The following is a 13,562-nucleotide window of genomic DNA, read 5'->3' as shown; positions in this document are numbered from 1 at the left end:
CATCATGCAACCCAACCTGGAATGACAAGCCCGGAGCGACAATCCCGGAGCGGCAATCCCGGGTCGCCAGCCAGCCTTGCGGTCGATGCCTATTTTTTCTTGCCGGTCTTCTTGCCAGACTTCTTCGCCGCCTTCTTGGTGGCCTTTTTCGCCGCCGTCTTCGATGTCTTGTTGGCTGATTTCGTCGCGGTTTTTTTGGCAGTCTTCTTTGAGGTCTTCTTCGACGTCTTGGTGGCGGTCTTCTTGGTGGTCTTTTTGGCGCCGGTCTTCGTGCTCTTCTTCGGCGGCGGCACCTTCTTGCCTTCGGCGCGGGCTTCCGACAGGCCGATGGCGATCGCCTGCTTCTTGCTCTTCACCGTCTTGCCGGAGCCGCCGCTCTTCAGCGTGCCGGCGTTGCGCTTCTTCATCGCGCGCTCGACCTTGGCGGCGGCCTTCTTGGAATATTTGCGGGCCATATCGTCCTCCCTGCTGGAGAAAGAGCAATTGACGTCAACGGTGATGGTTCCCGCAGCGATGCCTGACGCACGCATCGCGACGTTCAAAGTCGTCATTGCGAGGAGCGTAGCGACGACGCAATCCAGGCTCTACCTGCCGCCCCTGGATTGCGTCGCTGTCGGACTGCGCTGCGCGCCGCCCTCGGCTCGCAATGACGAACCACGATCGCACAGGCTCAGTCCGGCGCGCGATCGGTGGCCTTCTCGATGACAAACACGATGACGCCCTCGCCGCGCGTGACCTCGACGCGGTCGCCGGTCTCGCGCACCAGGGTCGGAATATCGATCGCCGACAAGGGATCGGTGCAATGCACTTCGAGCCGGTCGCCGCCGCGCAGCGTCTTCAGCGCCTTGCGGGTGCGCAGCACCGGCAGCGGGCATTTCAAGCCGGTCAGATCGAGCATGGTGGTGGCCATGGCGCGACGATGGCGAAGCCGGCCGCCAGCGTCAATCGGCTTGGCCGGCCCTTGTTGGAGGCTTGGCCTTATTGCCTAGCCGCGCCGACGCGGCTAGGCCAGCAGGCGTAACCATAGCGAGTATCCAGATGCCCGATCGTCCCGTCGCCGTCATTCTCGCCGGCGGCCTCGCCCGCCGCATGGGCGGCGGCGACAAGCCGCTGCAGACCATCGCCGGCCGCAGCCTGCTCGAGCGCGTGATCGCGCGCGTCGCGCCGCAATGCGATGGCGTGGTGCTCAACGCCAATGGCGATCCGGCGCGCTTTGCGCCATTCGGCCTGCCGATCGCGGCCGACAGCATCGCCGGCTTCGCCGGCCCGCTCGCCGGCATTCTGGCCGGGCTCGACTGGATCGCCGCCAATCGCCCGCAGGCCCGTTGGATGCTGAGCGCGCCGGCCGATTGCCCGTTCCTGCCGCGCGACCTGGTGGCGCGGCTCGACCACGCCCGCATCGCCGAAGCTGCCCGCCTCGCCGTCGCCGCCTCCGCCGGCCAATCCCATCCGGTGATCGGGCTGTGGGACGTCACGTTACGCGACGAGCTGCGCCACGCGCTCACCGCCGACGACATCCGCAAAGTCGGCCGCTTCACCGCGCGCTATAAGCTCGCAACGGTTGACTGGCCGACCACCCCGCTCGACCCGTTCTTCAACGCCAATACGCTGGAGGATGTGGCCGAGGCGGAGCGGCTGGCGGAGTTGGATGGGGGGTGACGCTGACTGTCGCGCGAGGTTGCATCTGAAAGCTCGCAGTCGCCGCACCTCTTCTCCCTCCCCCTTGTGGGGAGGGTGGCCCAGCGAGCGCAGCGAAGCCGGGTCGGGTGGGGGTTGCCACAGCCGCTGTGCTCGCGGCCCCTAACCGGCTCGCCTGCGGCGATCCACCCTCCCCCCAAGGGGGAGGGATTAGGCCGCTGGCGCATCGCGCTGCACGGCAACGAACGCGCCCTTTCGAACTGAGTGGAGTGAGGGATTCGAACCCCCACTGCGGCATCTCTTCGCGCCACAGAGTTATCTATTACACGCTATCCCTGCGTGGATTGTAGCTTGCCAACCAGGCTCCACAGCGCCGCTGCTACACCAAACATATCAACGTGTGCAATCATGCTGACCTCCATACTCAAGTTGAAGTTAAACCAGAATGTGAAGTTCCAGATGGCAAGCGCCCACGCCACAATAGTCAATTGCTTTAAATAAGTTAATCCGGTTGCGAAACACGAAACGACAATTAGACCTCGGTTGAATCGATGCAACCCTCAAACTGTAAAAGCTTCCAACAGAAGCCCGGAGCAGGTTGAGCGCATCAAGTTCGATTTCGTCATTGCGAGCCGAGGTCGGCGCGTAGCGCCGACCGATAGCGAAGCAATCCAGAGCGGCAAGCGCAGACTGGATTGCTTCGTCGCTTCGCTCCTCGCAATGACGGCGTTGAAGGCCCGCGTGTTGTTGATCGCATTTTTAGTCAGGCTCTGAGGAGCCCGGCGAAGCCCGCAGGGCGCAGCCGGGCGTCTCGAAGGATGAGGTGGTGATCCTCATGGTTCGAGACACGCGCCAAGTGGCGCGCTCCTCACCATGAGGCGCGGCGCGCCCGACTATGAGGCGCAGCGCGCCCGGCCATGCGGCGCAGCGCGCCCTACGGCGTCAGCACCGCGCGTCCCACAAGCTTTCCGGCCTGCAGATCGGTCAGCGCCTGGTTGGCCTTGGCGAAGGGCAGCGGCGTCACCGGGATCGGGGCGATCTTTTTCGACCGCACCAGGTCGAGCAGCTCCTGGGTCTCGCGCAGATTGCCGACATAGGAGCCCTGGATGGTGATCGCCTTGATGGGGATCAGGGGTAATGCCCAGGGCGCGCCGCCGCCGAACAGGCCGACCATGACGAGCTTGCCGCCCTTGGTCAGGCAGTCGAAGCCGAGTTGCGCGGTCTGGGCGTTGCCGACCAGATCGAGCGCGCCGCGGATCGGGCCGCCGGCTTTGGCGGCGAGCTGCTCCAGCGCATCGGATGCTGCGCCATCGACGGCGCCGAGCGCGCCGGCCGCGATCGCCGCCTCGCGCTTCTTGGCGTCGATGTCGACCATGATGGCGCCCTTGCCACCCATCGCCTTGAGCAGCGACAGCGCCATCAGGCCGAGGCCGCCGGCGCCGAAAATCACGATCGGGCTGTCGAGACAGAAATCGAGCTTCTTCAGCGCGCTGTAGGTGGTGACACCCGAACACGCATAGGGCGCGGCGGTGACCGGGTCGAGCCCGTCGAGGCTGAGCAGATAGCGCGGATGCGGCACGATCAATTCGTCCGAATAGCCGCCGTCGCAATAGACGCCGAGGAAACGCGGTTTGAGGCACATGTTCTCGTCGCCGGCTTGGCACACCGCGCATGTGCCGCAGCCGATCCACGGATAGACCAGCGCGATATCGCCGATCTTGGCATCCTTGGCGTCGGGGCCGGCGGCGACGATCTCGCCGACGGTCTCGTGGCCCATGGTCAGCGGCAGCGATACGCCGCGATCGGCCAGCGACAGCGGCTTGCGGCCATGGCCGAGCTCATAGCCGCCTTCCCACAGATGCAGATCGCTATGGCAGACCCCGGCGGCCTTGACCCGGATCAGCACCTGCGTGCCGGTCAATTCCGGCGTCGGCCGGTCGACTTCGCTGAGCGGCTGGTGGAACGCGGTGACCCGAAAAGACTTCATGGCGTTTCTCCCGATTGTTTTTGTTATCCCCCGATATGCCACGGCGGACGGCCGGGAGTCGACAGCCAGCGCATCGTCCAATGCTCGGTTGGCCCGAAGCCCGAGGATGCGTCATTCCGGGGCGCGCGCTGCCGAGGCTGGTCATTCCGGGGCGCGGGCGGCGCAAGCCGCACGCGAACCCGGAATCTCGCCAAGGCGCAAGCGGTCGCCGCGAGATTCCGGGTTCGCTCGCCCTGATGGGCTCGCGCCCCGGAATGATGGTGTGGACGGCCCCACCTAAACGGCATCAAGTGCCAAGACGTGGTCGCCGGAGCGCCACAGAAAGGGAGGCCGTCCATGACCAAGTTTATCAGAACCGCACTCGATCTGGGCAAGAGCTATTTTCAGTTTCACGGGCTCGAGAGCGAGGATGGCAGGGCGATCTCGCGCAAGCTGACGCGATCGAAGCTGCGTGAGTTCTATGCGCGGATCGAGCCCTGCCGGGTCGGGATGGAGGCTTGCGGCTCGGCGCATTACTGGGCGCGCGAGCTGGTCGCGATGGGGCACCAGGTGGTGTTGATCCCGCCGGCTTACATCAAGCCCTACGTCAAGCGCGGCAAGAACGACGAGGTCGACGCGGCGGCGATCTGCGAGGCGATGTCACGGCCGGTGATGCGGTTCGTGCCGATCAAGAGCGCTGAGCAACAAGCGGTGCTGATTCTGCACAAGTCCCGCGAACTGCTGGTCAAGCAGCGCACCATGAGCGTCAATGCGCTGCGCGGCCATCTCGCCGAGTTTGGCGTTGTCGCCGCCAAGGGCATCGGCCGGGTCGATGAACTGATCGCGCTGGCGCAGGCGGACGCCGATTTGCCGCAGCTCGCCAAAACCACCGTCGATTGCTTGGCTTCGCATCTGCAAGGTCTCGACCAGGCGATCGCGACGGTGGAGCACGAGATCGCCGAAGCGCATCGACACAATCCGACCAGTCAGCTGCTCGATCAGATTCCAGGCGTCGGGCCGCTGATCGCCTCGGCCGTCGCCGCCAGCGTTCCCGATCCGGCCGTGTTCAAATCGGGTCGCGACTTCGCCGCCTGGCTGGGACTAACGCCCAGACAAAATTCCAGCGGCGGCAAGGCCAAGCTTGGTGCCATCACCAAGCAGGGCAACCGCTACATCCGCAAGATGCTGGTGGTGGGAGCAAGGTCGGTGCTGCGCGTCGCCGGGCGGCGCACAGGCGCGCTGGCCGATTGGATCAACGCGATGCGGACCAGAAAGCCCGAGCGGCTGGTGGCGGTGGCGCTGGCCAACAAGCTCGCCAGGATCTGCTGGGCGCTGATGACCAGCGGCGAGAGCTTCCGCCCCGAGGCCTATAGCCGGGCCTGAGCCAAGGCAGAGCGCGACCGCCGCAACCCGTTTCGAGTTTGGCAAGTGCAACAGACGTGATGAACGACACGGTCACCACCGAAAGCCAGGGACACCCCGCCCCCAGTCACGAGCATCAAGCTCGCCGGAATGATCGGGACCAGGGCAATCGGAACTCATCAGGGCCAGCGGACATAGCTCCGTACCAAAAGGCCGGACATATGACCGCTGCTGACCAAATCGTTCAACACGTCAAAAAAGCGCTTGCCAATCGGGGCCGTCCACATATGACCGGGAGTGTGATGAGGCCGGCGAACAAGACACTCTGTTAGGCCGCTGCGTCGAACTGCGCACGCGTCCGCGCCACCAGTTCGGCCACGCTCGGCACGTCGCTCACGCCCGAGGTCGCATGCCCGGCGCTCCAGATGTCCTTCCAGCGCACCGGCCGCTTGTCGCGGGCGCCGACGTCGATGTCCTTGGCGATGTCGATGGCGCCGCGCTCCGGCAGCGCCTCCGGGTCGAGCCCGGCGGCGACGATCGAGGGCCGCAGCATGTTGGTCTGCAGCCCGGTGAAGGCCCGGGTCAGCAGCACGTCGTCGGCCGAGCTTTCCACCAGCATCGCCTTGTAGCGCGGATCGGCCAGGCTCTCTGCGGTGGCGATGAATTTGGTGCCCATATAGGCGAGATCGCAGCCCAGCGTCAGCGCCGCGCGCAGCGCCTGGCCGTCGCTGATGCCGCCGGCCAGCACCAGCGGCCCGTCGAAGAATTGCCGCACCGCACGCACGAAGGCGAAGGGATTGAGCCAGCCGGTCTGCCCGCCGGCGCCGGCGCTCAGCAGCACCAGCCCGTCGGCCCCGGCGGCCGCGGCGCGCTCGGCATGGCGGATGCTGGCGACATCGGCCAGCACCATCGCGCCAATGTCATGCAGCTGCGGCAGCACCGATGCCGGCGAGCCGACGCTGGTGATGACGAGTTCGGGGCGATGCCGCAGCAGCACCGCGAGGTCGTCCTTCAGCCGTGCATTGGAATGATGCACGATCAGGTTCGGGCACAGCGGCGCCGCCGGCTTGCCCAGCTCGTCCTGATGGCGCTGCAAGCGCGCGCCGATTTCGCCGAGCCAGAGGTCGAGTTGTTCCGCCGTACGGCAATTCGCCGTCGGGAACGAGCCGATCACCCCGTTCGTGCACGCCGCCACCATCAGCTCGACGCCCGACACCAGGAACATCGGCGCCGCGATCAGCGGCAGATTGAGGCGATCGCGAAACCGCGCGAGACGATCTGAACCCAACTGCATTCCTCCCGTTTGCGGTTTCGCCGTCGTCGCGGCGTGCTAGTGTCGCGCGCAACATTGGCACGACCAAGGTCCAATGACAAAACAAGGGAGCCAGCCATGACCGACGCCCTCAACGCCTTTCCCACCGCCGGCACCCAGACGTTGCGCGCGCTGGCGCGCTACCCGTCACGCATCGCCTTCAGCTGGCCCGGCGGGTCGATCAGCTATCGCGGCGCCGCCGACCTGATCGGCCGCATGCAAAAGATCTTCATGGGCCTCGCGGTTCGCCCGCATGCGCGCGTGGCGCTGCTCAGCGCCAATCGCGCCGACGCCTGGTGCGCCGGCATCGCCGCGCAGCTGTCGCGGTTCTCGATCACCTGGCTGCATCCGCTGGGCTCGCTTTCCGATCAGCTCGACCAGATCGCCGATTGCGAAGCCGACATTCTGGTGGTCGACGCCGCCGCCTTCCTGCTGCGCGGCGGCGAGCTCGCCGCCAAGGCGCAGGGCCCGCGCCACATCTTCACGCTGGGCCGCGCCGAATACGGCATCGATCTCGCCGCAGCCGCGGACGCCGCCGGCAGCGCCACCGCGAAGGATTTCGCGCAGATCGACGACGTCGCGGCGCTGAGCTACACCGGCGGCACCACCGGCAAATCCAAGGGCGCGTTGCGCCGCCATCGCCAGAATGCCGGCTTCGCCAATGCGATCCTGGCCGACTTCGAAATCCCCGACAGCCCGCGCTATCTCACCGTGGCGCCGATCAGCCACGTCGCCGGCACCAAGGTCCTGCCCGTCTTGATGCGCGGCGGCACCGTGCACATGCTCAAGGGCTTCGATCCCGACGCGGTGCTGAGCACGATCGCGCGCGAGAAGATCAACTTCACGCTGTTCGTGCCGACCATGATCTATGTGCTGCTCGATCATCCGACGCTTGACGCGACCGATCTGTCTTCGCTCGAACTGGTGCTGTACGGCGCCTCGCCGATGTCGCCGAGCCGGCTGATCGAGGGCATCGAGCGGATCGGCCCGGTGTTCTCGCAGCTCTACGGCCAGACCGAATGCTATCCGGTGTCGGTGCTGCGCAAGGCCGACCACGATCCGAAACATCCGGAGCTGTTTCTGTCCTGCGGCTTTCCGATCGCCGCCTGCGATGTGCGGGTGCTCGACGCCGACGATCGCGAGGTTGCGACCGGAGATTCCGGCGAGATCTGCGTCCGCGCCCCGCATGTGATGGCGCAATACTGGAAGCGGCCGGAGCAGACCGCCGAGACGCTGAAGAACGGCTGGCTGCACACCGGCGACATCGCCCGCGCCGACGAGCGCGGCTATCTGTTCATCCTCGACCGCAAGAAGGACATGATCGTGTCCGGCGGCTTCAACATCTTCCCGCGCGAGGTCGAGGACGTGCTGTCGACCCATCGCGACGTCGCGATGGTGGCGGTGGTCGGCGTGCCGGACGACAAATGGGGCGAAGCCGTCACCGCCATCGTGGTGGCGCGCGCCGGCGCCACGCCGAGCGAGCAGGAGCTGATCGATCTGGTGAAAAAGCAGAAGGGCTCGGCGCACGCTCCCAAGCACATCAAATTCGTCAGCGAACTGCCGATGACCGGCGTCGGCAAGATCGACAAGAAAGTGCTGCGCGCCGGCTTCTGGGCCGGCCGCGACCGCATGGTGGGGTAGACGAGGCGCGCGCCGGTGGTCGCTGAAACGATCAGCCGAGGCGACGGCCGGCAGCAGCGCTCCTACCCGGGCGCGCATCGCATGGCCCATCCGTGTCCCGGGCGCGGTGCAGCGCGCAGCGCTGCTCCGCAGAACCGGGACTCGGCTTCAAGCGCCGGCCAACCGCTTCAGCGCCCACTCAACCTCCAAGCGCCGGCTCAACTGCCTCAAGCGTTGGCTCAAGCGGGGCCCCGGCTCTGCAATGCACCACGCCGCTTCGCGGCGCGTTGCACTGCGTCCGGGGCACGTGCATTGGTTGACGCCCTTCCGTCCCGGGGCACGCAGCGCATGGATCATCGCTGCCCGTGTCCCGGGCGCGGCGCAGCGCGTAGCGCTGCTCCGCAGAACCGGGACCCCGCTTCAGCGCCGGCTCAACAGCTTCAAGCGTCGGCGCAAGCGGGGCCCCGGCTCTGCAATGCACCACGCCGCTTCGCGGCGCGTTGCACTGCGTCCGGGGCACGTGCATTGATCCTGGCGGCCTCGTATCCCGGGGACGCAGCGCATGGATCGTCGCTGCCCCGTGTCCCGGGCGCGGTGCAGCGCGCAGCGCTGCTCCGCAGAACCGGGACCCCGCTTCAAGCGCCGGCTCAACAGCTTCAAGCGCCGGCGCAAGCGGGGCCCCGGCTCTGCAATGCACCACGCCGCTTCGCGGCGCGTTGCACTGCGTCCGGGGCACGCATTGGATTTGTCCTCGCTTGCCGCTTTGGCCCTCAGGACCGGAACAGCCGGGTATATTGCGTCTCGTGCCGCATCGAGGCGAGGTCAGCGCGGAAGCTGGCGCTGCCGAGATCGTCGAGGCTGGCGCCGAGCGCGCGGTCGCCGGTGGCGATCACGACTGGCTCCAATGCGGCCAAGAGGCGCTGGCTGTCGGTCTGGCCGAGCGGCACCAGCCGCGCGCCCGCGGAGATCCAGTTGGCTACCACCGCGTGCAAGAATGCGTGCATGGTCGGTGCCAGCGGCACCCCATGGGCGGCGCTGACCAGGCCGACCGCGACCGGATAGACGATGTCGTCGCAAGCGGCGATCAGTGGCGCCAGCCCGTCGCAATTCCAGGCCGCGCGCGCGATCGCGATGAACGCCCTGCCCTGCGACATGGTTTCCAATTGGCGTTCGCGCGACGGCACCAGGGCCGCCGCCAGCTCGGCGATCTCACCCAAGGTTGCGGCATCGCCACGCGTCGCCGCGCGATGGGTCTGCGCCAGCAACACACCGTCGCAAAAGCCCGCGCCATCCGCCAGCATCGACGCCAGCCAGCCGCGCAGGCTCGCGGCGTCAATGATGTCGCCGGCCTCCACCGCCCATTCGATGCCGCCAGAATAGGAAAAGGCGCCGACCGGAAACGCCGGCGACAGCCAGGTCATCAGCCGGTACAGCGCCGCGCCCTGCGCAGCGGATAACGGCTCGGCCGCCGGCTCACTTGTGGTCATGGCCGTGATGGTCATGGCCGCAATGCGCGTCGTGGACGTGATCGTCCGGCGCAGCGTGACCGTGCTTGTCGTGATCATGCCCGGCATGGTCATGCTTGGCGTGATCATGCTTGGCATGATCGTGTTTGCCGTGATCATGATGCGCATGATCATGGTCACCATGGTCATGCTGCGCATGCGCGGCGTGGTCGTGCTGTGCGGCGGCCGGCGCATAGGCGCCGCCTTCGGGATCGAACGGCGCCTCGATCTCGATCAGTCTGGCGCCGAGCCCGGTCAGCATCGCGGCGATGACGTGATCGCGGCGAATCCGCAGGCCCTTCCCGATAACCTGCGTCGGCAGATGGCGATTGCCGAGATGCCAGGCCAGCCGCACCAGGTGCTGCGGATCGCTGCCGCGGATTTCCAGCAGCGGCTCCGGCGCCGCCACCACCTCGACCAGCCGTCCGTCTTCCAGCACCAGCGCGTCGCCGCCGCGCAACGCCAGCGCGGTTTCCAGATCGAGCAAAAAGTCCAGCCCGCGCGTGCCCGTCATCGCCATGCGGCGGCGATGACGGTCGTCGAAACCGAGCACGACGGTGTCGGCCGCCGGCTCGTTCCAGTGATGCTGGCCCTGCACCCGCGTCGCGCGGATCATCGCAGCATGCTCACAATATCTCGACCTTTCCGTCGCTGATGATCTCGATCACCGTCGGCGACACTTTCAGCGGCGCCGAATATTCGCGCCAGACTTTCATATGCGGCGCCTTGCCGTGGGCGTTGAGATCGGCGCGGCTTTCCCAGCGCTCGACCACCACGAACAGGTTCGGGTCGTTGATGCTGGTGTGGCTGTCATAGGCGATGCAGCCTTTTTCGTTGCGGGTGGCGGCGATGCACAATTTGGCGCCTTCGATGAAGGCCGCCCGCTGCTCCGGCTTCACCTGGGTGGTGGCGACGACATAGATCATGTTGGCCCCCTTACTTCACGTCGACTTTTTCGGGGGTGATGATCTCGATCTTCGGCGGCGCCGCCAGGCATTGCGCGGCGATCCGGCCGAACGCCCGCATGTGGTCGCTCTTGCGATGCGGCTCCAGCGCCTCGGCATTTTCCCACTGCTCGACAAACACCATCCGGCTCGGATCGGTGACGCTCTCATGCATGTCATAGGCGATGTTGCCAGCTTCCTTGCGGGTCTCGGCGATGCAGTCCTTGGCGCCGGCAATCATCTCGGCCCGCTTGTCGGGCTTCACGGTCAGGGTGGCAACGACATAAATCATATGGATTTCCTCCGCTTTTGTTGTTGGACGCGGCGCGAGCGCCGGCCGGACCTTAGGGGCTGGCAAATCAATGCGCAATCCGCCTTGACAATATTCCTATTATGAATATCATCCTAGGGTCCTGTCCGTGAGGGGCGCTTCGCGAGGCGTCAAGAAGCGGGACAGATCACCCGGCTGGGCAACCAGCCGGGTCAATGGCCCGGCGGAGCCAGCGTGCTGGCGAAGCCGGGTTGGATGCGGCGTCCGCGCGCCGTGCCTCGCAAGCACGGCCCCGGACGGCTTTGGGTCGCGATCCGGCTCCACTAGGAGAGCCCGCCACTTGTTAGCTGGCTGGACGCGGCACAGGCGAACGGCGGGAAACCGTCGGGATCAAGCGGTGCGGCGCATCGCGCCTGGGCCCGGAAGCATCGCCCCGAAGCCGACAAGACGCCGCGGTGGGCGCGCCGAAGCGGCGACGCGCGATCGGCTCATTTGCCGAACGCGAGAACCACCACCCCAGCGCCGCAAGGCGCGCCCCCGCCCCTCGCTGCGACAGCGACGGGCGCATGACTCGGGCTCAGCGGAGTCGCGAGCAGGATTTGGCGTGGCTGTTTGACAATTTGGATTGCAACATCGGTGACGCGAGCAGGTCGGCTCGTTGGATCGCAAATTGGCGCCGTCCGCACGCCGCCGCGCTATCCACTCCCGTCATCGCCCGGCTTGACCGGGCGACCCAGCATTCCAGAGCTTCGGCATTCAGCCACCGCGCGCACCAACCACTTGTCATTCCGGGGCACGAGGCCGCAGGCCGAGCGAACCCGGAATCTCGCGGCATGGCTGGCGCTGCGATGTCGTGGCGAGATTCCGGGTTCGCTCACAGCTGCGCTGTTCGCGCCCCGGAATGACCGCTTTGCGGAACGGCGCGCACGTCGCCTCGCCAGCAAGTCGCCTCAATACATAAACTCAATACATGAAATAGCGCTGCGCCATCGGCAGCACCTCGGCGGCCGCGCAAGTGAGGAGTTCGCCACCGCACGCGCCAAATCCGCGTCATTCCGGGGCGCGAGGCCGCAGGCCGAGCGAACCCGGAATCTCGCGGCACGGCTGGCGCTGCGATGTGGTGGCGAGATTCCGGGTTCGCTCGCAGCGAAGCTGCTCGCGCCCCGGAATGACGTCTTTGCGGAACGGCGCGCACGTCGCCTCGCCAGCAAGTCACCTCAATACATAAACTCAATACATGAAATAGCGTTGCGCCATCGGCAGTACCTCGGCGGGCGCGCAAGTGAGGAGTTCGCCGTCGGCGCGCACCTCATAGGTTTCGGGATCGACCGCGATATCCGGCGTGGCGTCGTTGTGGATCATGCTCTTTTTCGAAATGCCGCCGCGGGTGTTCTCCACCGCATAGAGCGTCTTGTCGATGCCGAGCTTGTTGGCCAGCCCGGACGCCACCGCGGCGCCGGAGGCAAACACCACCGAGGACGCGGTCAGCGATTTGCCGAAGGCGCCGAACATCGGCTGGTAATGCACCGGCTGCGGCGTCGGGATCGAGGCATTGGGATCGCCCATCGGAGCCGCGACGATCGAGCCGCCCTTGACTACGAGATCCGGCTTGACCCCGAAAAACGCCGGCGACCACAACACCAGATCGGCGAGCTTGCCCTTCTCCACCGAGCCGATCAGTTTCGAGACGCCATGGGCGATCGCCGGATTGATCGTATATTTGGCGATGTAGCGCTTGACCCGGAAATTGTCGTTGCGGCCGCTGTCCTGCGGCAAGGCCCCGCGCTGCTTCTTCATCTTGTCGGCGGTCTGCCAGGTGCGGATGATGACTTCGCCGAGCCGGCCCATCGCCTGGCTGTCCGACGAGATCATCGACAGCGCGCCGAGATCGTGGAGAATGTCCTCGGCCGCGATGGTCTCCTTGCGGATCCGGCTTTCGGCAAAGGCCAGATCCTCGGCGATCGACGGATCGAGATGGTGGCACACCATCAGCATGTCGAGATGTTCGTCGATGGTGTTTTTGGTGAACGGCCGGGTCGGATTGGTCGAGGACGGCAGCACGTTGGCCAGGCCCGCGACCCTGATGATGTCGGGCGCGTGGCCGCCGCCGGCGCCTTCGGTGTGGAAGGCGTGGATGGTGCGGCCCTTGAACGCCTTGATGGTGTCCTCGACAAAGCCGGACTCGTTCAGCGTGTCGGTGTGGATCATCACCTGGACGTCGTGATCGTCGGCGACGGAAAGGCAATTGTCGATCGCCGCAGGCGTAGTGCCCCAATCCTCGTGCAGCTTCAGCGCGCAGGCGCCGGCCTCGACCATCTCGACAAGCGCCCCTGGCTGCGAGGCATTGCCCTTGCCGGAAATGCCGAGATTGACCGGGAACGCATCGAAGGACTGGATCATCCGGGCGATGTGCCAGGGGCCGGGCGTGCAGGTGGTGGCGAAGGTGCCGTGCGACGGCCCGGTGCCGCCGCCCAGCATCGAGGTGACGCCGCTCATCAGCGCGTGCTCGATCTGCTGCGGGCAGATGAAATGGATGTGGGCGTCGAAGCCGCCGGCGGTGAGGATCTTGCCTTCGCCGGCGATGATATCGGTGCCGGGGCCGATGATGATGGTCACGCCAGGTTGGATGTCGGGATTGCCGGCCTTGCCGATGGCGCTGATATAGCCGTCCTTGATGGCGACGTCGGCCTTGACGATGCCCCAATGATCGACGATCAGCGCGTTGGTGATCACGGTGTCGGCGGCGCCCTGGGCGTTAGTCACCTGGCTCTGCCCCATGCCGTCGCGGATCACCTTGCCGCCGCCGAACTTCACCTCCTCGCCATAGGTGGTGAAGTCCTTCTCCACCTCGATGATCAGGTCGGTATCGGCCAGCCGGACGCGATCGCCGGTGGTGGGGCCGAACATGTCGGCATAGACGGAACGGGAGATTTTCACGGACATG

12 protein-coding genes are annotated in these 13,562 nt (G+C 66.2%); 3 read left to right on the top strand and 9 right to left on the bottom strand.

Annotated elements, in window-relative coordinates; all coding sequences use genetic code 11:
• Positions 1 to 89 precede the first annotated feature (89 nt).
• Positions 90 to 455: a DUF6496 domain-containing protein gene (locus tag RBJ75_RS01390; protein ID WP_044404494.1), complete on the bottom strand. Its 366-nt coding sequence runs from the start codon at positions 453 to 455 to the stop codon at positions 90 to 92.
• 215 nt (positions 456 to 670) lie between these two features.
• Positions 671 to 910, bottom strand: a complete 240-nt coding sequence (locus tag RBJ75_RS01385; protein ID WP_044404497.1) for a sulfurtransferase TusA family protein — start codon at positions 908 to 910, stop codon at positions 671 to 673.
• Between the two features lie 128 nt (positions 911 to 1,038).
• On the opposite strand from RBJ75_RS01385, the gene mobA reads away from it, so the two are divergent.
• Positions 1,039 to 1,659 (top strand): molybdenum cofactor guanylyltransferase MobA, encoded by a 621-nt coding sequence (gene mobA / locus RBJ75_RS01380; RefSeq protein ID WP_044404500.1) that lies wholly within the window; start codon positions 1,039 to 1,041, stop codon positions 1,657 to 1,659.
• A 913-nt stretch (positions 1,660 to 2,572) separates the two neighbouring features.
• Here the strand turns inward: mobA and RBJ75_RS01375 are convergent.
• Positions 2,573 to 3,625, bottom strand: coding sequence for an alcohol dehydrogenase (locus tag RBJ75_RS01375; RefSeq protein ID WP_044404503.1), 1,053 nt, complete (start codon positions 3,623 to 3,625; stop codon positions 2,573 to 2,575).
• Between the two features lie 336 nt (positions 3,626 to 3,961).
• Between RBJ75_RS01375 and RBJ75_RS01370 the strand changes: the two genes are divergently transcribed.
• Positions 3,962 to 4,987, top strand: a complete 1,026-nt coding sequence (locus RBJ75_RS01370) for an IS110 family transposase (RefSeq protein ID WP_044418362.1) — start codon at positions 3,962 to 3,964, stop codon at positions 4,985 to 4,987.
• A gap of 307 nt (positions 4,988 to 5,294) precedes the next feature.
• Here RBJ75_RS01370 and RBJ75_RS01365 read toward each other — a convergent pair whose 3' ends face one another.
• Positions 5,295 to 6,260: an NAD(P)H-dependent flavin oxidoreductase gene (locus RBJ75_RS01365; RefSeq protein ID WP_276156850.1), complete on the bottom strand. Its 966-nt coding sequence runs from the start codon at positions 6,258 to 6,260 to the stop codon at positions 5,295 to 5,297.
• A 96-nt stretch (positions 6,261 to 6,356) separates the two neighbouring features.
• Between RBJ75_RS01365 and RBJ75_RS01360 the strand changes: the two genes are divergently transcribed.
• Positions 6,357 to 7,919: an AMP-binding protein gene (locus tag RBJ75_RS01360; RefSeq protein WP_044411966.1), complete on the top strand. Its 1,563-nt coding sequence runs from the start codon at positions 6,357 to 6,359 to the stop codon at positions 7,917 to 7,919.
• A gap of 749 nt (positions 7,920 to 8,668) precedes the next feature.
• On the opposite strand, the gene RBJ75_RS01355 is transcribed toward RBJ75_RS01360, so the two are convergent.
• From RBJ75_RS01355 to ureC, 5 genes are all read right to left on the bottom strand, one after another.
• Positions 8,669 to 9,385 (bottom strand): urease accessory protein UreF, encoded by a 717-nt coding sequence (locus RBJ75_RS01355; protein WP_044407454.1) that lies wholly within the window; start codon positions 9,383 to 9,385, stop codon positions 8,669 to 8,671.
• Positions 9,372 to 10,019, bottom strand: coding sequence for an urease accessory protein UreE (locus RBJ75_RS01350; protein ID WP_044407451.1), 648 nt, complete (start codon positions 10,017 to 10,019; stop codon positions 9,372 to 9,374). Before RBJ75_RS01350 ends, RBJ75_RS01355 begins: the two co-directional genes overlap by 14 nt.
• Positions 10,020 to 10,029: 10 nt before the next feature.
• Positions 10,030 to 10,329, bottom strand: a complete 300-nt coding sequence (locus RBJ75_RS01345) for a putative quinol monooxygenase (protein WP_044407448.1) — start codon at positions 10,327 to 10,329, stop codon at positions 10,030 to 10,032.
• A 10-nt stretch (positions 10,330 to 10,339) separates the two neighbouring features.
• On the bottom strand, positions 10,340 to 10,639 hold the full coding sequence (locus RBJ75_RS01340; protein ID WP_044407446.1) for a putative quinol monooxygenase: 300 nt from the start codon (positions 10,637 to 10,639) through the stop codon (positions 10,340 to 10,342).
• Positions 10,640 to 11,848: 1,209 nt separating this feature from the next.
• Positions 11,849 to 13,561, bottom strand: coding sequence for an urease subunit alpha (ureC, locus tag RBJ75_RS01335; protein WP_044415947.1), 1,713 nt, complete (start codon positions 13,559 to 13,561; stop codon positions 11,849 to 11,851).
• Position 13,562 lies beyond the last annotated feature (1 nt).

The organism is Rhodopseudomonas sp. BAL398 (assembly GCF_033001325.1).
Taxonomy (GTDB): domain Bacteria; phylum Pseudomonadota; class Alphaproteobacteria; order Rhizobiales; family Xanthobacteraceae; genus JARJEH01.
The sequence above is the reverse complement of the archived record's forward strand: the minus strand, read 5'-3'. Positions and strand labels throughout refer to the sequence as shown.